This is a genomic window from Streptomyces sp. NPDC051976 (genome assembly GCF_040680795.1).
Taxonomy (GTDB): domain Bacteria; phylum Actinomycetota; class Actinomycetes; order Streptomycetales; family Streptomycetaceae; genus Actinacidiphila.
The window spans coordinates 127,830-147,880 of record NZ_JBFAXL010000021.1 but is presented as its reverse complement, the minus strand read 5'-3'; the positions used below and the strand labels follow the sequence as shown (position 1 = coordinate 147,880).

Annotated in this window: 15 protein-coding genes; 14 read left to right on the top strand and 1 reads right to left on the bottom strand. The window is 72.4% G+C overall.

From position 1 onward, the window contains the following. Positions 1–242: 242 nt before the first annotated feature. Entirely contained in the window at positions 243–779 is a 537-nt protein-coding gene (locus tag AB0M29_RS21820; protein WP_365384866.1) for an HNH endonuclease, read from the bottom strand. A 213-nt stretch (positions 780–992) separates the two neighbouring features. Here AB0M29_RS21820 and AB0M29_RS21815 point away from each other — a divergent pair, with 213 nt between their 5' ends. From AB0M29_RS21815 to AB0M29_RS21750, 14 genes are all read left to right on the top strand, one after another. Then, complete coding sequence (locus tag AB0M29_RS21815; protein WP_365384864.1) at positions 993–2,057, top strand: mechanosensitive ion channel family protein; 1,065 nt, start codon at positions 993–995, stop codon at positions 2,055–2,057. 251 nt (positions 2,058–2,308) lie between these two features. Then, a complete protein-coding gene (locus tag AB0M29_RS21810) occupies positions 2,309–3,532 on the top strand; it encodes an ROK family transcriptional regulator (protein WP_365384862.1) in 1,224 nt (407 codons plus the stop codon). A 153-nt stretch (positions 3,533–3,685) separates the two neighbouring features. After that, entirely contained in the window at positions 3,686–4,969 is a 1,284-nt protein-coding gene (locus AB0M29_RS21805) for an ABC transporter substrate-binding protein (protein ID WP_365384892.1), read from the top strand. Further along, positions 4,969–5,919, top strand: coding sequence for a sugar ABC transporter permease (locus tag AB0M29_RS21800; RefSeq protein ID WP_365384860.1), 951 nt, complete (start codon positions 4,969–4,971; stop codon positions 5,917–5,919). The genes AB0M29_RS21805 and AB0M29_RS21800 overlap by 1 nt, the downstream gene beginning before the upstream one ends. Before the next feature lie 5 nt (positions 5,920–5,924). Continuing rightward, complete coding sequence (locus AB0M29_RS21795; protein WP_365384858.1) at positions 5,925–6,830, top strand: carbohydrate ABC transporter permease; 906 nt, start codon at positions 5,925–5,927, stop codon at positions 6,828–6,830. After that, positions 6,827–8,089, top strand: a complete 1,263-nt coding sequence (locus AB0M29_RS21790) for a 6-phospho-beta-glucosidase (protein ID WP_365384856.1) — start codon at positions 6,827–6,829, stop codon at positions 8,087–8,089. Before AB0M29_RS21795 ends, AB0M29_RS21790 begins: the two co-directional genes overlap by 4 nt. After that, on the top strand, positions 8,086–9,132 hold the full coding sequence (locus tag AB0M29_RS21785) for a BadF/BadG/BcrA/BcrD ATPase family protein (protein ID WP_365384890.1): 1,047 nt from the start codon (positions 8,086–8,088) through the stop codon (positions 9,130–9,132). Before AB0M29_RS21790 ends, AB0M29_RS21785 begins: the two co-directional genes overlap by 4 nt. A gap of 394 nt (positions 9,133–9,526) precedes the next feature. After that, positions 9,527–10,855: a hypothetical protein gene (locus AB0M29_RS21780; RefSeq protein WP_365384854.1), complete on the top strand. Its 1,329-nt coding sequence runs from the start codon at positions 9,527–9,529 to the stop codon at positions 10,853–10,855. Between the two features lie 74 nt (positions 10,856–10,929). Beyond that, complete coding sequence (locus AB0M29_RS21775; RefSeq protein ID WP_365384888.1) at positions 10,930–11,898, top strand: glutamate ABC transporter substrate-binding protein; 969 nt, start codon at positions 10,930–10,932, stop codon at positions 11,896–11,898. 73 nt (positions 11,899–11,971) lie between these two features. Then, entirely contained in the window at positions 11,972–13,276 is a 1,305-nt protein-coding gene (locus tag AB0M29_RS21770; RefSeq protein ID WP_365384852.1) for a hypothetical protein, read from the top strand. A 186-nt stretch (positions 13,277–13,462) separates the two neighbouring features. Further along, positions 13,463–16,072, top strand: coding sequence for a tetratricopeptide repeat protein (locus tag AB0M29_RS21765; protein WP_365384886.1), 2,610 nt, complete (start codon positions 13,463–13,465; stop codon positions 16,070–16,072). A gap of 5 nt (positions 16,073–16,077) precedes the next feature. Then, positions 16,078–17,424, top strand: a complete 1,347-nt coding sequence (locus AB0M29_RS21760) for a protein phosphatase 2C domain-containing protein (protein WP_365384884.1) — start codon at positions 16,078–16,080, stop codon at positions 17,422–17,424. A gap of 85 nt (positions 17,425–17,509) precedes the next feature. Beyond that, positions 17,510–18,853 (top strand): VWA domain-containing protein, encoded by a 1,344-nt coding sequence (locus AB0M29_RS21755; protein ID WP_365384850.1) that lies wholly within the window; start codon positions 17,510–17,512, stop codon positions 18,851–18,853. 110 nt (positions 18,854–18,963) lie between these two features. After that, a complete protein-coding gene (locus AB0M29_RS21750; protein ID WP_365384848.1) occupies positions 18,964–20,049 on the top strand; it encodes an FHA domain-containing protein in 1,086 nt (361 codons plus the stop codon). Positions 20,050–20,051 lie beyond the last annotated feature (2 nt).

Sequence of the window (20,051 nt, the reverse complement as noted above, 5' to 3'; positions counted from 1 at the left end):
TGGCTGCAGGTCACCACCGGCCCCAATGGGGCAGACGCGTTGTTTCCCGACCACCGGCCCGGTGGGGGCGGGCCGCGCAGTTCCCCGCGCCCCTAACGGGGCACGACCGGTGCCTGGACCACCGCAAGCGCAGCGCGCTTCCCCGCGCCCCTAACGGGGCACTACGGGCGTGCCCGGGGGCGTAGGGGCCGGGGTGCCCCGCCGGAGGCGGCGGGGCACCCCGGACACACGAAAGCCCGGTCTCAGGCTGAGATGCCGTCGATCCGGGCCAGGGCGTCGTCCGCGCCGAACGGCTGCAGGTATGGCAGCCAGCGCGGGTCCCTATGCCCGGTCCCGATGATGCGCCAGGCGAGACCGGAGGGCGGGGCGGGTTGGTGCCGCAGCCGCCAGCCGAGCTCGGCGACATGGCGGTCGGCCTTGACGTGGTTGCAGCGTCTGCAGGCGGCCACCACGTTCTCCCAGGCGTGCTGACCGCCCCGGCTGCGCGGAATGACGTGGTCGACGCTGGTTGCGGCGGCTCCGCAGTACGCGCACTTGCCGCCGTCACGGGCGAAGAGTGCACGGCGGGTCAGGGGCACGGTGCCCCGAAAGGGGACTCGCACGAATTTGGTGAGTTTCACGACACTCGGCGCGGGCAGCGCCTGGGTCTCGCTGTGCAGATAGGCGCCGGATTCCTCGAGGCATACGGCCTTGCTGTTCAGCACGAGGACGAGCGCGCGGCGGAGCGGTACGACGCCGAGCGGCTCGTACGACGCGTTCAGGACCAGGACATGCGGCACGGATGCCTCCTTTAACGCCGGCGGCGCGTGGCTCGCGCCGGGACGATCTGTCTCAGTCTCTCCGGAAGACGGGACATGGCGCCACCATGCCCAGGTAACGGACCGAAGGTGTTTTGGACCACACTCTTTTTTCGTCCCCCGTGTTTACGCCCTTCGCCCCTCCCGCACGGCAACGGAACGGCATCGGTCCCCGGTTACTGTGGAGGCTTCGTAGTGACCACGGAGGTTCCCGCAGTGTCCACCGCGCCACCCCTTTCCGCCGTCGTTCTCGCCGAGGCGCACCGGTCGTCCGTCGCCCAGGCCAGTGGCTGGGTCGAGGAGAACTGGGCGTCCTGGCTCAACGCGGGGCTGCGGATCCTGCTGATCCTGGCCATAGCGGTGGTGCTGCGGACGGTCGTGCGGCGGACGCTGAGCCGGTTGATCGACCGGATGAACCGGGGCGCCGAGGCCGCGGCCAACACCGCGCTGGGCGGGCTGCTGGTCAACGCCGAGCGGCGCAAGCAGCGCAGCGAGGCGATCGGGTCGGTGCTGCGCAGCATCGCCTCCTTCCTGATCCTGGGCACGGCGGCGCTGACCGTCCTGTCGGTGCTGCAGATCAATCTGGCTCCGCTGCTGGCCAGCGCCGGGGTGGCGGGCGTCGCGATCGGTTTCGGCGCCCGGAACCTGGTGACGGACTTCCTGTCCGGGGTCTTCATGATCCTGGAGGACCAGTACGGCGTCGGCGACGTGATCGACGCGGGTGTGGCCTCCGGCACGGTGATCGAGGTCGGGCTGCGGGTGACCAAGCTCCGCGGCGACAACGGCGAGATCTGGTACGTCCGCAACGGCGAGGTCAAGCGGATCGGCAACCTCAGCCAGGGTTGGGCCACCGCGGTGGTGGACGTGCAGGTCGGCTCCGGCGAGGATCTGGAGCGGGCCCGGCGGGTGATCGCCGAGGCGGCCGAGGAGATGGCGAAGGACGACCCGTGGGACGAGCAGCTCTGGGAGCCGGTGCGGGTGCTCGGCCTGGAGTCGGTCAACGCGGACTTCGTGGTCATCCAGGCGCAGGCCAAGACGATGCCGGGGCAGGCCGCGGGGGTGGGCCGCGAGCTGCGCTGGCGGATCAAACGCGCGTTCGACCAGGCGGGCATCGTGATCACCGGCGGCGCGCCGGTGGCGACGGTGAGCGAGGCGGACGTGCCGGAGGGGGCTCCCGGCCATCCGGTCGGCCAACCGGGCGAACCCGCGACGACCGCTCCCCCGTCCGTCCCGGCACCGGCGAGCGGCGAGCAGCAGTAGTCCCGGGGTCGCGCCCCACTCGTACCCCCCGCCCCACCCGTCCCGCCGCAGCTCACCGCACGGACGGCGGTTCCACCGCCTCACCCCGGCTCTTCCACGGCCCCTGGCGCGCGTTTCGCGCCAGGGGCCGATTTCATCCGTTGGTAACGACTTGGCCGTCCTGCCGTCGACCCCCCTTGACGCTCCACCAATGGCGGGCCTACCTTTCGTTTTGCCAATAGGAAACTTTCCTAACAGTGATCTAAGGGAGGATGGCGCGCATGGCTGGCACCCCTGGAACGCCGCGCGTACTGCGCGCCATGAACGATCGCGCCGCTCTGGACCTCCTGCTGGAGCACGGCACGCTCTCCCGCACCCGGATCGGCAAGCTGACGGGGCTGTCCAAGCCCACCGCGTCGCAGCTGCTCGCGCGCCTCGAAGCCGCGGGGCTGGTACAGGCGACCGGCACCACCGCCGGCCGCCCCGGCCCCAACGCACAGCTCTACTCGGTCAATCCGGCCGCCGCGTACGTGGCGGGCCTGGACGTCAACTCCGAGCGGATCAGGGCCGCGGTCGCCGACATCACCGGACGTACCGTCGGCACCTTCAAGCTGCTCACCCCGCGGCGGCGCGCCGCGGGCAACGCGGTGGAGCAGGTCGTCCAGGCGGTGGACGGCGCCGCCAAGGCCGCCGGGCTCAACCGATCGGACCTGCACCGGATCGTGATCGGCACCCCCGGCGCCTTCGACCCCAGCACCGGACGGCTGCGGTACGCGAGCCACCTGCCCGGCTGGCATACGCCGTCGCTGCTGGACGAGCTGGCCGCCGCGCTCCCGATGCCGCTGGAGTACGACAACGACGTGAACCTCGCCGCGGTCGCAGAACAGCGGATCGGCGCGGCCAGGGAGCACGGCGACTTCGTACTCCTGTGGAACGAGGAGGGCATCGGCGCCGCCATCGTCATCGGCGGCCGGCTGCACCGCGGCTGGACCGGCGGCGCGGGCGAGGTCGGCTTCCTGCCGGTGCCCGGCACACCGCTGGTACGCAACGTCACCAAGGCCAACAACGGTGGCTTCCAGGAACTGGCGGGCTGCAACGCGGTGTTGCGGATCGCCGGTGAACTCGGCCTCCAGGCCCCGTCCGGCACCCTCCAGGAAGCCGCCGCGGCACTGCTCTCCGACGCCGCCGAGCGCCATGAGCGCGGTGAGGAGGACGGGCCGCACGCCGAGCTGCTGGCGCGCTGCGCCACCGGTACGGCGGTCGGTCTGGCCTCGCTGGTGGCCGTGCTCGACCCGGAGCTGATCGTGCTGTCCGGCGACGTGACGGTGGCCGGCGGCGAGCCGCTGCGGGCCCTGATCCAGTCGGAACTGGCCGAACTGGCCGTCCCCAGGCCCCGGCTGGTGCTCGGCACCGTCCAGGAGCACCCCGTACTGAGCGGGGCGCTGGAGAGCGCCCTGGCCACCACACGCGACGAGGTGTTCGACACCTCGCGCTGACCCCGACCCCAGAGCCCACAACCCCCAGTCCCCACACCTCACGGACCGGCACTCCGCGCCGCTCCGGTGGTCCCGCACACCCGAAAACAGCCCGGAGGAAGCGCAGTGTCCCGTCTGACGAAGGCAGCCGCCGCCGTAGCGGCCACCGCCGCGATGTCCCTGTTCGCGAGCGCGTGTACCGGTCAGAGCTCCACCAAGGCCAACGACGACGCCACCAAGAACGTCACCATCACCTTCTGGCACGGCTGGACCGCGCCGAACGAACTCAAGGCGATCAACGACAACGTCGCCAGATTCGAGAAGGCGCACCCGAACATCCACGTCAAGGTGCAGGGCAACATCACCGACGACAAGATCAACCAGGCGCTGCGCGCCGGCGGTGACAACGCCCCCGACGTCGTGTCGTCCTTCACCACGGACAACGTGGGCAAGTTCTGCTCGTCCAACGCCTTCGCCGACCTCGCGCCCTTCCTCGCCAAGGACAAGATCGACACCGCGGCCACCTTCCCCAAGCCGATGCTCGAGTACACCCAGTTCGAGGGCAAGCGCTGCACGCTGCCGCTGCTGGGTGACGCGTACGGCCTGTACTACAACAAGAAGGCGTTCACCGCGGCCGGGATCAGCGCCCCGCCGAAGACCCTCTCGGAGTTCAAGGCCGACGCGGTCAAGCTCACCAAGGCCAAGGGCGACTCGTACTCCCAGCTCGGCTTCATGCCGAACTTCCACGGCTACGAGTCCACCCCCGGCCACTTCGCCGCGCAGTGGGGCGTGAAGTACTTCGACGCCGCGGGCAAGTCGCAGACGGCCAAGGACCCGGGCTTCGCGGCGATGTTCAACTGGCAGCAGGACATGGTCAAGGCGCTCGGCGGCTTCAGCAAGCTGGAGAAGTACCGCAACACCTTCGGTGACGAGTTCGGCGCCAAGAACCCGCTGCACACCGGCCAGGTCTCGATGGGCATAGACGGCGAGTGGCGGCTGGGCATGGCCAAGGACGCCGGGATGAACGACCTCGGTGTGGCGCCCTTCCCGGTCCCCGACGACCAGGCGAGCACCTACGGCAAGGGCTACCTGTCCGGCACCGTCATCGGCATCGCCAACACCAGCGCCAAGAAGAACGCGGCCTGGGAACTGGTGAAGTTCATGACCACCGACACCGACGCGGTCGTCTCCTTCGCCAACGCGATCCACAACGTGCCGTCCACCTTCGCCGCGCTGAAGTCGCCGAACCTGGACAAGGACCCCGGCTTCAAGACGTTCATCGACATCGCGCAGAACGCCAACAGCACCACCACCCCGCCGAGCATCAACGGCGGCGCGTACCAGGTGACCCTGCAGGACTTCGGCTACGCCTACGAGTCCGGCAAGTCCAAGGACCTCTCCACCGGTCTCCAGGGTGTCGACTCGCAGGTCGACAAGGACATCGCGCAGGCCAAGTGATGAGCGCCGCCGTCCACCCCCTGCTGAAGGCCAAGCGCCGCAAGGCGGCGCTGCGCAACCTCGCCTTCCTGTCCCCCTGGATCATCGGGTTCACCGTCTTCTTCGCCTACCCGCTGATCTCCACCCTCTACTTCTCGTTCATGCACTACGACGGGTTCAACTCGCCCACGTGGTCGGGCGGCAAGAACTGGAACTACGTCTTCAACGACTACCCGCTGTTCTGGCCCGCCCTGCGCAACACGCTGTGGCTGGTCGTGGTGATGGTGACGCTGCGGGTGCTCTTCGGGCTCGGGATCGGGCTGCTGATCACGAAGATCAAGACGGGCGCGGGCCTGTTCCGTACGGCGTTCTACCTGCCGTACCTGGCCCCGCCGGTCGCCGCCACCATGGCGTTCGTCTTCCTGCTCAACCCCGGCACCGGCCCGGTCAACCACATCCTGGGCGGCATCGGCATCCCGACGCCCGGCTGGTTCACCGACCCGGTGTGGTCCAAGCCCGCGCTGACGATCCTCGCGGTGTGGGGCATCGGCGACCTGATGGTGATCTTCATGGCCGCCCTGCTGGACGTGCCGAAGGACCAGTACGAGGCCGCCGAGCTGGACGGCGCGGGCGCCTGGGCCCGGTTCCGCTTCGTGACGCTGCCGAACATCTCGCCGATCGTGATGTTCGCGGTGGTCACCGGGGTGATCCAGACCATGCAGTACTACACGCAGCCACTGGTCGCGGGGAAGGTCGCCTCCGGCATCATCGGCAACTCGGGCCAGCAGTTCGAGCCCGGCTACCCCGACAAGTCGACCCTGACCCTCCCCCAGCTCGTCTACAACCTGGGCTTCCAGCGGTTCGACTACGGCTCCGCGTGCGTCGTCGCCCTGGTGCTCTTCGTGCTGGCGATGGCCTTCACGGCGCTGCTGATGCGCCGCCGCAACGGCTTCCTGTCGGCAGAGGACTGATCCCCATGACACATGCGACTCTCGCCCCGCCGTCACCCGTCGCCGCGACCGGCCGGCTCGACCCGCGCGCCCGGCGCGCGGCCCAGCGCAAGCGGACCCTGCACTGGATCGCGGTGCACTCCCTCGGCATCGCCGCGGCCGCGTTCTTCGTGCTGCCGTTCGTCTTCGTCTTCCTGACGTCGGTGATGAGCGACAACCAGGCGCTCACCCGCGACCTGTGGCCGCACCACTGGGTCTGGTCCAACTTCAGGACCGTCTGGGACACCGACGGCTTCCTCACCTGGTGGCGCAACACCCTGATCTACGCGGTCGTCGGCACCGTGCTGACCGTCGTGTCGTCGCTCCCGGTGGCGTACGCGCTGGCCAAGTTCCGCTTCCGCGGCCGCAACGTGATCATGATGCTGGTCATCTCGACGATGATGCTGCCGCCCCAGGTGATCATCATCCCGATGTACCTGTTCTGGGCCAAGCAGCTCGGCCTGGACGGCACCCTGTGGCCGCTGATCATCCCGATGGCCTTCGGTGACGCGTTCACCATCTTCCTGCTGCGGCAGTTCCTGCTGACCATCCCCAAGGAGTACACGGAGGCCGCCAGGGTCGACGGCTGCGGCGAGGTGCGCACCCTGCTCACCGTCATCGTGCCGATGATCAAGCCAGCGATCGCCGCTGTGGCGCTCTTCCAGTTCTTCTACTGCTGGAACGACTACTTCGGGCCGCAGATCTACGCCTCCTCCAACAAGGCCGCCTGGACACTGAGTTACGGCCTGGAGTCCTTCAAGGGCGCCCACCACACCAACTGGAACCTCACCATGGCGGCCACCGTGCTCGTGATGGCCCCGGTGATCATCGTCTTCTTCTTCGCGCAAAAGGCCTTCATCGAAGGCGTGACCCTGACGGGAGTCAAGGGATGAAACTGGCAGTCGTGGGCGGCGGGTCCACGTACACCCCCGAACTCATCGACGGGTTCGCGCGGTTGCGCGACACCCTGCCCATCGAGGAACTGGTGCTGGTCGACCCGGCCGCGGACCGGCTGGAGCTGGTCGGCGGGCTGGCCCGGCGAATCTTCGCCAAGCAGGGCCACCCGGGCACCATCACCACCACCGCCGACCTGGAGTCGGGCGTGGCGGGCGCCGACGCGGTGCTGCTGCAGCTGCGGATCGGCGGCCAGGCCGCGCGCAACCAGGACGAGACGTGGCCGCTGGAGTGCGGCTGCGTCGGCCAGGAGACCACCGGCGCGGGCGGCCTCGCCAAGGCGCTGCGTACGGTCCCTGTCGTTCTCGACATCGCCGAGCGGGTCCGCCGGGTGGCGCCCGAGGCGTGGATCATCGACTTCACCAACCCGGTGGGCATCGTCACCCGCGCCCTGCTGCAGGCCGGGCACCGGACCGTCGGGCTGTGCAACGTGGCGATCGGCTTCCAGCGGAAGTTCGCCGCCCTGCTGGACCTGGCGCCCGAGCAGATCCACCTCGACCACGTCGGCCTCAACCACCTCACCTGGGAGCGGGGCGTGCGTATCGGCGGCCCGCAGGGCGAGGACGTGCTGCCCAAGCTGCTGGCCGAGCACGGTGACGCGATCTCCGCCGACCTGCACCTGCCGCGCGAGATCGTCGACCGGCTCGGCGTCGTCCCGTCGTACTACCTGCGCTACTACTACGCGCACGACGAGGTGGTGCGCGAGCTGAAGACCAGCCCGTCGCGGGCCTCCGAGGTCGCCGCGATGGAGAAGAAGCTGCTGGAGATGTACGGCGACCCGGCGCTCGACGAGAAGCCGGAGCTGCTGGCCAAGCGCGGCGGCGCCTTCTACTCCGAGGCGGCGGTGGCCCTGGCGTCGTCGCTGCTGCGCGACACCGGGGACGTCCAGGTCGTCAACACGTACAACAACGGCACCCTGCCCTTCCTCGCCGACGACGCCGTCATCGAGGTCCCGGCGGTGGTGGACGCCAGTGGCACCAAGCCGCTGCCCGTCGCGCCGCTCGACCCGCTGTACGCGGGTCTGATCGCCCATGTCACGGCCTACGAGGACCTCGCCCTGGAAGCCGCGCTGCGCGGCGGCCGGGACCGGGTGTTCAAGGCCCTGCTGTCGCACCCGCTGATCGGCCAGTACGAGTACGCCGAGCCGCTCACCGACAGCCTCATCGCGCACAACCGGGAGCACCTCGCGTGGGCCTGACATCCGCCCCCCGCCCCCGGCCCGGGGAAGATCCCCAGGCCCCGCTCGTACCCGGCGGCGTCCTCGCCGTCGACGCGGGCAACAGCAAGACCGACGTGGCGCTGGTCGCCGCCGACGGGACGGTGCTCGGCGCCGCCCGCGGCGGCGGGTTCCAGCCGCCGATCGTCGGTGTCGGGGCGGCCGTCGACGCCGTGGCGCGCATCGTGGAGCGCGCGGCGGCCAACGCCGGCTTCCCCGGCTACCCGTCCGGCGCCGGCGCCGGACGGCCGCTGGCCGAGCACACCTCGGCCTGTCTGGCCAACGCCGATCTGCCGGTCGAGGAGGAGCAGCTCGAAGCGGCGGTGCACGAGCGCGGCTGGGCCCGCTCCACGCATGTCGCCAACGACACCTTCGCGATACTGCGGGCCGGTGTCGACGCGCCCAAGGGCGTGGCGGTGGTGTGCGGCGCGGGCATCAACTGCGTCGGGATGCTGCCGGACGGCAGGACCGCGCGGTTCCCCGCGCTCGGCAAGATCTCCGGTGACTGGGGCGGGGGTTCGGGCCTTGCGGAGGAGGCCCTGTGGCACGCCGCCCGTGCCGAGGACGGCCGGGGCGGCCCGACGGCCCTGGCCACCACGCTGCCCGCGCACTTCGGGCTCGCCTCGATGTACGCGCTCATCGAGGCACTGCACCTGGAAACGATTCCGGCGGCCCGCAAGTACGAGCTGACGCCCGTGCTGTTCGCCACCTCGGACCTGGGCGACCCGGTGGCCAGGTCCATCCTCGACCAGCAGGCCGACGAGATCGTGGCGCTGGCCACGGTGGCGCTCGGGCGTCTCGACCTGCTCGACGAGGAGGCCGACGTGGTGCTGGGCGGCGGGGTGATGGCGGCCCGCAACCCGTATCTGATGGACGCCCTCACCGACCGGCTGACGGTCCGCGCCCCCAAGGCGCGGGCCCATGTGGTCACCGCGCCACCGGTGTTGGGCGCCGCGCTGCTGGGCCTCGACCGGATCGGGGCGCCCCCGGAGGCGCATCTCGCGCTGCGCGCCCACTACGCGTAAGCCCGCGCCGCGCGCGCCCGCCGCCGCGCGCCGCCCGGGTGCCACCGCCGAGCCGCCCGCCGCCCCGCCCAGGGACGGCGGGCGGCGGCCGTCCCTGCAGCGCCGAAACGGAACCGAACGGGCGATTCGTGCGTGAGGGGGTGTAGGGGGCGGGTGGTTCCGCGGGCAAGATCCACCGGTCGGCTAGGTGGATGACGTCGGCTGCGGCCATACTGCTGGCTGAGAACGTGACTTCCGCGGACGCGGCGGTCGGTCCGGGGGAGGGTGAGTGACGCAGACGCCGACAGGGAGCGGGGTCCCGATGGCGCACGGCCAGGCGGGGGTACCCGCTCCGCGGTCCGCGCCGCCGCCACCTCCGCCGCCGCCCGCCGGCGGTCCCCACCGGCGCCGCGCCTTGGCCGAGCAGACCGACCGGCTGAGGGCAGCGGCCACGACAGAACCGGGACGGCTGCGGATCATCGGCGCCGTACTGGCCCTGCTGGTCGTCGCGTTCGGCGCGGTCACCGCCTGGCAGATCACCGACCGGACCACCGCCGCGGGCAACGTGGTGCACCACAGCGCGCCGCTGAGCGCCGACGCCGCGGAGATCTACCGCTCGCTGGCGGACGCGGACGCCACCGTCGCGGGCGGCTTCCTCGTCGGCGGCCAGGAGCCGCGGGCGGTCGCCGACCGCTACCAGAAGGACATCACCACAGCCGCCGGTCTGATCACCAAGGCCGCGGCGAACACCCAGGGTTCGGCCGAGGCCGCCGCCGACATCTCCTCGCTCAACGAACAACTGCCCTACTACACGCGGCTGGTGGCCACCGCGCAGGCCGACAACCGGCAGGGCCTGCCGCTGGGCGGCGCCTATCTGCGGTACGCCAACGACCAGATGCGCAAGCCCGGCGGCCTGCTCGACGCGGCCAACCGGCTCTACAAGACCGAGACCGCCCGCCTCGGCCACGACTACTCCGACGCCAAGGCGCTGCCCTACGCCGCCTGGGCGCTCGGCCTGCTCGCGCTGGGCGGCCTGGTGTGGGCGCAGCGGCGGCACTACCGCCGCACCAACCGGGTGTTCAACCAGGGCATGCTGGCGGCCAGCGCCGCCTCCGCGGTGGTCCTGCTGTGGCTGGTGGTCGGGCACACCGTGGCCCGCACCCAGCTCGACGACTCCTACGCGCACGGCGCGCGGTCGATGCAGGTGCTCAACAACGCGCGGATCGCGGTGCTGCAGGCCCGCGGCGACGAGAACCTGACGCTGGTGGCCCGCGGTTCGGGCGCCACCTACGAGACGAACTTCAGCAACGGCATGAACGCGCTGGCGGGCACCGACCCCAAGGGCGTGGGCGGCGAGATGCAGCAGGCGCTCGCGCTGGCCGACAACACCGCGGGCCGTACCCCGGTGAACGCCGCGATCAAGGGCGTGCAGGCGTGGCGCGGCCGCCACGAGACGGCCCGCACCAGCGACAACAACGGTGACTACACCACCGCCGTCGCCGAGGTGATCGGCGGCAAGGACAGCAGCGGCAAGACCGTCACCGAGTGGACAGGGCAGTGCTTCGACGTGGTGGACGCCAACCTGGAGAAGGCGGTCGTCCAGGAGCAGCACGAGTTCCAGAAGGCGGCCGACAGCGGGCGCGGCGCGCTGTCGCTGCTGCCCGAGGGCGCGGGGCTGCTCGCGGTGCTGGCCGCCGCGGGCGCGGCGCTCGGTATCGGGCGACGGCTGTCGGAGTACCGGTGAGCGGCGAGCGGGACGGACGCGGAGGGAGGCGGACAGTGAGCAGAAGCTGGCGCGGCTGGGGTGGGGTCGCGGGAATGGCGGCGGCCTGCGCCCTGGCGGTCGTCGCGTCGGTGGCGCCGCTGAGCGACAGCGCGGACCCGGTGACCGGGCACAGCGCGCCGCACGGCGGCGTCACGTACGCGCGGTACGCCTCCGACGACACCTGCGGCAGCCCGGAGGCCAGTCTCAGCCCCAGCTCGGGGTCGGACGACGGCCCCGCGGTGCAGCGGATCAAGGACCGCGGGCGGCTGATCGTCGGCGTCGACCAGAACAGCTATCTGTGGGGCTTCCGCGACCCGGCCACCGGCCAGCTCGCGGGCTTCGACATCGACATCGTCAAGGCCATCGCCAAGGACATCCTGGGCGACGCCTCCAAGGTGCAGTACCTGACGGTCCCGACCGACCAGCGCATCCCCATGATCAAGGCGGACAAGGTCGACATGGTGGTCCGCACCATGACCATCAACTGCGCCCGGATCAAGGACGTCGCCTTCTCCACCGCGTACTTCAAGGCGGGCCAGCAGCTCCTGGTGCCGGACGGCTCGTCCGTCACCGGGTACGACGACTCGCTGCGCGGCAAGACGGTCTGCACCGCCAAGGGCTCGACCGGCGAGAGCAAGCTGACCGGTAAGGCGCAGGGCGCCAGCCAGTCCGACGCGCAGAAGTTCGGCGCCAAGGTGCTGACGGTCGACAACCAGCTCGACTGCCTGGTGCGGGTGCAACTGGGCCTGGCGGACGCGGTGTTCACCGACAACGCGCTCGCCGCCGGACAGGCCGCGCAGGACCCGTCGATGCACCTGGTCGGCAGCCCCGTCACCTCCGAGCCGTACGGTGTCGCCATGAACAAGTCCGACCAGGACAGCGACCTGGTCCGCCGGGTCAACCGGGTGCTGGAGGCGTACCGCGCGGGCGGTGCCGACAGCCCCTGGATGGCGTCGTACCACCGGTGGCTCGCCGCCGACCTGCCGGGGATCTCAGGACCCCCGGCGCCGCTCTACAAGTAGGTCGCACAGCAGATCGCACAGTGGGTCGCCGCAGGACAGCAGCAGCGCACGCGGACAGCGGAAAGAGGGTGTGATGGCGGTCGCTGGACCATCCGGACCTGCGATGGGGCGGGAGGAGGTGGACCGCGCCCTGGCGCGGCTCGGCACCGAGCACGAGGCGATCGAGTCCTCCCTGCTCGCCCTGCAGGACCACTCCGGCCGCCGGCTGCTCGAAGGCGCGGAACTCACCGGTGTCACCAAGGAGCGGTGGGCCGAGACCGACGCGGCGATCACCCTGCTGTGGAACCACTTCGAGGCGTACACCGGCGCCCTGGAGTCGGCCCGCGAGCTGCGCGCCCGGCGCCGCTGGCCGACCCAGACCGAGCTGACGCGGCTGACCGAACTGCTGCGCGGCGCCGGGGTGACCGTCACCGGCGCCGCCCTGCCCGACGCCGCCCGCTCGCTGACCGGACCGGCCCGGCTCACCGAGCAGCTCAGCCTCGAACAGCTCCTGGAGCGGATGAACGGCTGGTACGACCAGGCCATGGAGACGGTGGCCGCCGCCGACTCCGTCTGGTCGGCGCTGCCCGCCCGGATCGACCTGCTGGCCGCCGAGACGCAGCGCGTACGCTCGCTGGCCCACTCGGTGGGCGTCCGTCCCGGCGCGCACCCCGCGGGCGACGAACTGGAGCAGCTCGTCGACGAGTTGACCGAGCTGCGGGCCCGTACCGTCTCCGACCCGCTGGCCTTCTGGCGGTCGGCGCCGACCCCGGGACGGCCCGACACCGACCGGTACGAGGAGGCGGGCCGCCGCCTGGACGGGATACGCCGCGAGGTCGAGGCGGTGCTGCACGTACGCGACGACGCCGAGCACCGGCTGATACGGCTGCGCGACGTGCTCTCCCGCGCCGACCGCACCCTGACCGAGGCGCGCAGCGCCCGTGTCGAGGTGCTCTCCAAGATCCTGGCCTCCGACGTGCCGGCGGTCAGCGGTCCGGCGGCGGCGCTGCACGAACAGCTCGCCACCGCCGAGGCGTTCTGCCGCGACGCCCACTGGCACCGGCTCTCCCCGCTGCTGGACAGCCTGGAGGAGCACGCCGACGAGGAACTGCTGCGCGCCCGCGACTCGCTGACCGCGGTGACCGCCCCGCTGGCGGTCCGCGCCGAGCTGCGCGGACGGCTGGACGCCTACCGGGCGAAGGTGGCCAGGCTCGGTATGGCCGAGGACCCGCTGCTCATCGAGCGGTACGACCAGGCGCGCCGCCTGCTGTGGAGCGCGCCGTGCGACCTGGCCGCCGCGGACCGCACGGTGCAGCGGTACCAGCAGGCGGTGGCGGAGCTGGGCGCCGCCCGCGCCCAGGACCCGTCGGCCCCCGAGGACCGCAGGGGCCCGGTATGACGACCCGCACGACGACCGGCGCGACACCGACGCGGGCAGTGACGCAGGCAATGACTCAGGCTGTGACACCGGCAGTGACACCGGCAACGGCAAGACGCGTGCAGCACACGCGAGTTCAGTGGAAAGGCTGAGGGGGACACCGTGAGCAAGTGCCAACGGCCCGGTTGCGGCGGGACCTTGGAGGACATGGGCGGCGGCGAGCTGTACTGCGACACCTGCGGTCTGGCCCCGCTGCCCGCCGCCGCGCCGCAGCCCGCGGCGAGCGCGGCGGCCGCGGGGGCCGCCGCGGTGCCGGGTGCGCGCGGCAGCGGCCAGTCCGGGCGCGCGGGGTCGTCCTCCGTGTCGTCGCGGTCCTCGCGGTCGTCGTCCTCGCGCGCCTCCAAGCGCTCGGTGTCCGGCCGCCTGTCCCGTTCGCTGTCCGGCGCGAGCGGCCGGTCGGTGTCGGTGCGCAGCAGCCGGGGCGGCACCAGCGGGCCCACCCGCGGCAAGCTCGGCGCGGGCCTGGTCTCCGTACCGCCGATCCCCCGGCCGGACCCGGCGGCCGCGGTGCTGGCCAACCCCGAGGTGCCCGAGCGCAAGCGGTACTGCAGCAAGAGCGACTGCGGCGCGCCCGTCGGCCGCAGCCGCGGCGACCGCCCCGGCCGTACCGAGGGCTTCTGCACCAAGTGCGGCCACCCGTACTCCTTCACGCCCAAGCTGCGGGCCGGTGACATCGTGCACGGCCAGTACCACGTGGTGGGCTGCCTGGCGCACGGCGGCCTCGGCTGGATCTACCTCGCGGTGGACCGGGCGGTCTCCGACCGCTGGGTGGTGCTCAAGGGCCTGCTGGACACCGGGGACGAGGACGCGCTGGCCGCGGCCGTCTCCGAGCGGCGCTTCCTCGCCGAGATCGAGCACCCCAACATCGTGCGGATCTACAACTTCGTCGAGCACCTCGACCAGCGCACCGGCACCCTCGACGGCTACATCGTGATGGCGTACGTCGGCGGCAAGTCGATGAAGGAGATCGCCAACGAGCGCCGCTCGCCCGACGGCAGACGCGAGCCGCTGCCCGTGGCGCAGGCGATCGCGTACGCCATCGAGGCGCTGGAGGCCCTCGGCCATCTGCACAGCCGCAACCTGCTCTACTGCGACTTCAAGGTCGACAACGCCATCCAGACCGAGGACCGGCTCGAACTCATCGACATGGGCGCGGTCCGCCGGATGGACGACACCGAGTCGGCGATCTACGGCACGGTCGGCTACCAGGCCCCGGAGGTCGCCGAGGTCGGCCCGTCGGTCGCCTCCGACCTCTACACCGTGGCCCGCACCCTGGCGGTGCTGACCTTCGACTTCCAGGGCTACACGAACGTGTTCGTGGACAGCCTGCCCGACCCCGGCAACATCGACGTCTTCTCCCGCTACGAGTCCTTCTACCGGCTGCTGGTGCGGGCCACCGACCCGGACCCGGACAAGCGGTTCGCCTCGGCGGAGGAGATGTCCGACCAGCTCATGGGGGTGCTGCGGGAGGTCGTGGCGCTGGAGAGCGGCCAGCCGCGACCGGCGCTGTCCACCCTCTTCGGCCCGGAACTGCGGGTGGTGGACACCGAGTTGGTACGGCCGGTGACAGGCGACACCTCGACGCTGGGCGCCGACCGGGCGCTGGAGAAGGCGGCCCGCCGCCGGGCGAAGGACGGGGCGCGGACCACCGGCGGCGCGGCCCTGCCGCCCGCCTCCGCTCCCCCGCTGCCCGCGGGCCACCCCGGTGCGCCCGCGCCGGCCGGCGGCTACAGCCCGACGGTCGCGGGCTCCCCGCTGCCCAACTGGGGCCCGCCGCCCGCCGTCTCGCCGACCGTGGCGCGCCTGGACGCGGCCGCCGCCGTACTGGCCCTGCCCGTCCCGCACGTGGACCCCTCCGACCCCAACGCGGGCTTCCTGGCCGGGCTCTCGGCCGCCGCGCCCGGCGAGCTGGTGGCCGCCCTGCAGTCCGCGCCCGTCGACTCGACGGAGAAGCGGCTGCGGGAGCTGCGGGCCCGGCTGGAGATGGGCGACGCCGAGGGCGCCGGACAGGTGCTGGAGGCGCTCGGCGACGCCGGGGACGACAGCGTGGACTGGCGGCTGGTGTGGCACCGCGGGCTGGCCGCGCTGTGCACCGGCGACCAGGAGACGGCCGCGCTGAGCTTCGACGCGGTCTACGACGCCTTCCCCGGCGAGCCCGCGCCGAAGCTGGCGCTGGGCATCTGCGCCGAGGTGCTGGGCCAGCTCGACAACGCGGCCGAGTACTACCGGCTGGTGTGGACGACCGACCACAGCTACGTCAGCGCGGCCTTCGGGCTCGCGCGGGTGCTGCTGGCGGCGGGCGACCGGGCCGGCGCGGTACGGGCGCTGGAGTCGGTGCCCGAGTCGTCGATCCACTACACCGCGGCGCGGGTCGCGGCGATCAGGGCCCGGCTGCGGGACCGCTCGCCGCAGGAGGCGCTGTTCGGCGACCTCCAGGCCGCCGGACGGCAGGTCGAGCATCTGCAGCAGCAGGGTCTCGACTCCGACCGCCGCGAGCAGCTCGCGACCGAGGTGCTCGGCAGCGCGCTGGACTGGGTGCTGGCGGGCCGTGTCGGGGACCCGGCGGCGGGCGGTGCGGGAGTACCGTCAACAGGCGGGCCCGGCACGGCAGTTCTGGGCACCGACCTGAGCGAGCGCGGCCTGCGGTTCGGCCTGGAGCGCTCGTACCGGGTGCTGGCCCGACTCGCCCAGCAGGGCAGTACGAGGATCGAACTGGTGGAACGCGCGAACCGCTTCCGCCCCCGGACGTGGGTGTGAACGAGATGCCACCACTGCCCGAATCACCGCCTACGGTCACCGCGGTCTGCCCGTCGTGCGCGGAACCGCTGGAGGCCGACGACCTGTTCTGCGGGAGCTGCGGCGCGGACCTCGCGGCGCCGCCCGCGCCGGATCCGGAGCCCGCGACCGGCCCGGAACCCGCGCCCGGCCCGCACGGCGTCACCGGTCAGGACGCCGCCGGCGACGGCGAGTTCGACTCCGAGGCGCCCACGGACTCCTTCGTCCTCGCGCCGCCGCTGGCCCTCGTCCCGGATCAGCCGGAGACGCCGGCCGCACCGCACGCGCCGGACGCGCCCGACGGCGACACGCTCGCGCTGGGCGTGGTGCTGCCCGCCCAGGCGGTCGACCCCCGGGAGGACCCGGCGGCCGCCGCCGAAGCGGGCGGCCCCGGCGGCGCCGAGAGCGCCGAGAGCGGCCCCGTCTGCGTGGCCTGCGGGCTCGGCGGCGTCGACGCGGACGGCTACTGCGAGCACTGCGGACACGCGCAGCCGCGCCAGCGCGACCACCAGGAGAAGGAGTTGGAGGGGGTGGCGGCGGTCAGCGACCGCGGCCTGCGGCACCACCGCAACGAGGACGCCTTCGCCGTCTCCACCGCCTCGCTGTCCGACGGCACCCCCGCGGTCGCCGCCGTGGTCTGCGACGGCGTCTCCACCGCGTACCGCCCGGACGACGCCTCGGCCGCCGCCGCGAGCGCGGGCAGCGAGTCGCTGCTGGCGGCGCTGGAGCGCGGCACGGGCGCCGAGGAGGCGATGCGCGGCGCGCTGATGGCGGCCTTCGACGCGGTGACCGCGCTGGCCGACGAGGAGGACGAGCCCGGCGCTCCCCCGCACCACAACTCCCCCGCCTGCACCTGCGTCAGCGCGGTGGTGACCGGCCCGGTCTTCACCGTCGGCTGGATCGGCGACAGCCGCGCGTACTGGGTTCCCGACGACCGCAGCCAGCCGTCGGCCCGGCTCACCGAGGACGACTCCTGGGCGGCCAGGATGGTCTCGGCCGGGCTGATGTCGGAGGCGGAGGCGTACGCCGACGAGCGCGCGCACGCCATCACCGGCTGGCTCGGCGCGGACGCGGTCGAGGTCGACCCGCACGTGGCCGCCTTCCAGCCGGAGGGCCCCGGGGTGATCGTGGTGTGCACCGACGGGCTGTGGAACTACGCCGAGTCGGCGGCCGAACTCGCCGCCGTCGTACCGCCGGACGCCCGCACCCGCCCGCTGCGCACCGCGCAGGCGCTGGTCGGCGTGGCGCTGGACGGCGGCGGGCACGACAACGTAACGGTCGCGGTGCTGCCGTTCCCGGCGGCCGTGTCCCGGGCAGGATTCCCCCCCGCGTAGGAGGTCCGTCCTCGTCCCGGACGGCCGCCTGGGCGGTCCGGGAGACTGGGCGGGGCTGTGAACGGGCCTTAAAGGAGCGCTTACGATGGCCAATCTTTCGAAGTCGAACGTGCCGCAGTTCTCGGTCGACGTCTACCAGAACGAGTTCCTCCACGAGGGCGGCCGCGAGGTCAACGCGATCGTCACGGTCACCTCGACCGGCGGCGGCACCTCCGGCCGCCAGCCGCTGCCGGGCGCCGACTCCGACCCGTCGGGCGCGCCCAGCGCGGGCGTGGTCATCATGGTCGACTGCTCGGGCTCGATGGAGTATCCGCCGACGAAGATGCGCAACGCGCGGGACGCGACGGCGGCCGCCATCGACACCATCCGCGACGGGGTCGCCTTCGCGGTGGTCGCCGGCACCCACCAGGCCCGCGAGGTCTACCCGGCCAACGGCGGTCTCGCGGTGGCCGATCCGACCACCCGGGCGCAGGCCAAGCAGAGCCTGCGCAAGCTGACCGCGGGCGGCGGCACCGCGATCGGCACCTGGCTGCGGCTCGCGGACAAGCTGCTGGCCAGCAGCGATGTGGCCATACGGCACGGCATCCTGCTCACCGACGGCCGCAACGAGCACGAGAAGCCGGAGGATCTGCGGTCCACGCTGGACGCCTGCACCGGCCGTTTCACCTGTGACGCGCGCGGCGTCGGCACCGACTGGGAGGTCAAGGAGCTGACCGGGATCGCCTCGGCGATGCTGGGCTCGGTCGACATCGTCGCCGACCCGACCGGTCTGTCGGCCGACTTCCAGTCGATGATGGAGACGGCGATGGGCAAGGAGGTCGCGGACGTGAGTCTGCGGCTGTGGACCCCGCAGGGCTCCGAGATCAGGTTCGTGAAGCAGGTCGCGCCGACCGTGGAGGATCTCAGCGGGCGCCGTACCGAGGCCGGGCCGCGGGCGGGTGACTACCCCACCGGGTCCTGGGGCGACGAGTCCCGCGACTACCACGTGTGCGTGCAGGTCCCGGCCGCCGGTGTCGGCCAGGAGATGCTCGCCGCCCGGCTGTCGCTGGTGCTGCCGCAGCCCGACGGCACCCCGCAGGTGCTGGGCCAGGGCCTGGTGCGGGCGGTGTGGACCGACGACATGGCGGCCTCCACCCGGATCAACCCGCAGGTCGCGCACTACACCGGCCAGGCCGAGCTGGCCCAGGTGATCCAGCAGGGCCTGGAGGCCCGCAAGTCCGGTGACATGGACGGCGCGACGGCGAAACTGGGCCGCGCCGTGCAGCTCGCCAGCGCCTCGGGCAACGAGGACACCGCCAAGCTGCTGGCGAAGGTGGTGGACGTGGTCGACGCGGCGAGCGGTACTGTGCGCCTCAAGGCCCGGGTAGCCGACGCCGACGAGATGACACTGGAGACACGGTCGACGAAGACCGTACGTGTGAAGAAGTAAGCAAGCCGGCAGGCCGAGACGGGCAAACGTGGGTAGGACGTAGAACTACGAGGACGTAGGTCCGCACAGCCTGTGGAGCCGCCCCGGCGGGCGGAGGGGGAGCACGCACCATGCCCACTTGTCCCAACGGCCATCAGTCCGGCACCGACGACTGGTGCGAGGTCTGCGGGATGCGGATGGCCGCGCCGTCGAGTTCGTCCTACGGCACCCGGCCGCCGTCGGCGTCCTCGTCCGCCTCGTCGTCGTCCGCTTCTTCGTCGGCCTCGCCCGTGTCCACGTCGCCGGGCGTCTCGTCCCGCGCGGCGTACGACCCGGACATGACGGCGGCGGCCGAGCTGTGCCCGGAGTGCGGGACACCCCGGGAGGGCGCGGCGCTCTTCTGCGAGGAGTGCCGCTACAACTTCCGCACCCACTCCGCCACCACCTTCGTGGCCCCGCCACCCCCGCCGCCGACCGCGCCGGGCTTCCCGCCGTACCAGCGGTACGAGTCGCAGCGCTCCCGGCCCTCGCAGGTGAACCGGCCCGCGGAGCCGGTGCCTGACGCGTCGGTGACGGTCACCTCGGGGTCGGGGGACTTCCTGCTCGACCCGCCGTCGACCCCGGTGCCGCCCGCGCCCCCGGTGTCGCCGATCACGCCGGTGGCGCCCGCGCCGAGGGTGGCCCCGGTCGCGCCGACGGTCCCGGCCGAGCCGGAGGAGCGCATGGCGCCGGTGGTACGGCTCCCGGTCCGGCCGCAGGAGCCGGAGGCGGGGCCGGACTCCTCGTCCGGGCAGGCCGCCGCGGGCCGCGGCACCGCGTGGATCGCGGTGGTCGGCGCCGACCGCGAGTACTTCACCACGATGATGGCCCGCAGCGGTCCCGAGGCGCAGGGCCTGTACTTCCCCGCGTTCTCGCCCGAGGTGCAACTGCCGCTGATCGGCAACCAGATCACCATCGGGCGCCGCCGCCACAGCACCGGCGAGGCGCCCGACATCGACCTGTCCAGGGCCCCGGAGGACCCGGGGGTCTCGCACCAGCACGCCGTCCTGGTGCAGCAGCCGGACGGGAGCTGGGCGGTGGTCGACCAGGACTCCACCAACGGCACCACCGTCAACCTCGGCGAGGACACCATCCGCCCGTACACCCCGGTGCCGCTGGCCGAGGGCGACCGGGTCCATGTCGGGGCGTGGACGACGATCACGCTGCGCCGGGTGTGAGG

Coding starts and splice junctions, on each gene's coding strand:
- AB0M29_RS21810 (WP_365384862.1), top strand. CDS start 2,309: ATGGCGCGCATGGCTGGCACCCCTGGAACGCCGCGCGTACTGCGCGCC.
- AB0M29_RS21805 (WP_365384892.1), top strand. CDS start 3,686: ATGTCCCTGTTCGCGAGCGCGTGTACCGGTCAGAGCTCCACCAAGGCC.
- AB0M29_RS21800 (WP_365384860.1), top strand. CDS start 4,969: ATGAGCGCCGCCGTCCACCCCCTGCTGAAGGCCAAGCGCCGCAAGGCG.
- AB0M29_RS21795 (WP_365384858.1), top strand. CDS start 5,925: ATGACACATGCGACTCTCGCCCCGCCGTCACCCGTCGCCGCGACCGGC.
- AB0M29_RS21790 (WP_365384856.1), top strand. CDS start 6,827: ATGAAACTGGCAGTCGTGGGCGGCGGGTCCACGTACACCCCCGAACTC.
- AB0M29_RS21775 (WP_365384888.1), top strand. CDS start 10,930: ATGGCGGCGGCCTGCGCCCTGGCGGTCGTCGCGTCGGTGGCGCCGCTG.
- AB0M29_RS21770 (WP_365384852.1), top strand. CDS start 11,972: ATGGCGGTCGCTGGACCATCCGGACCTGCGATGGGGCGGGAGGAGGTG.
- AB0M29_RS21765 (WP_365384886.1), top strand. CDS start 13,463: ATGGGCGGCGGCGAGCTGTACTGCGACACCTGCGGTCTGGCCCCGCTG.
- AB0M29_RS21760 (WP_365384884.1), top strand. CDS start 16,078: ATGCCACCACTGCCCGAATCACCGCCTACGGTCACCGCGGTCTGCCCG.
- AB0M29_RS21755 (WP_365384850.1), top strand. CDS start 17,510: ATGGCCAATCTTTCGAAGTCGAACGTGCCGCAGTTCTCGGTCGACGTC.
- AB0M29_RS21750 (WP_365384848.1), top strand. CDS start 18,964: ATGCCCACTTGTCCCAACGGCCATCAGTCCGGCACCGACGACTGGTGC.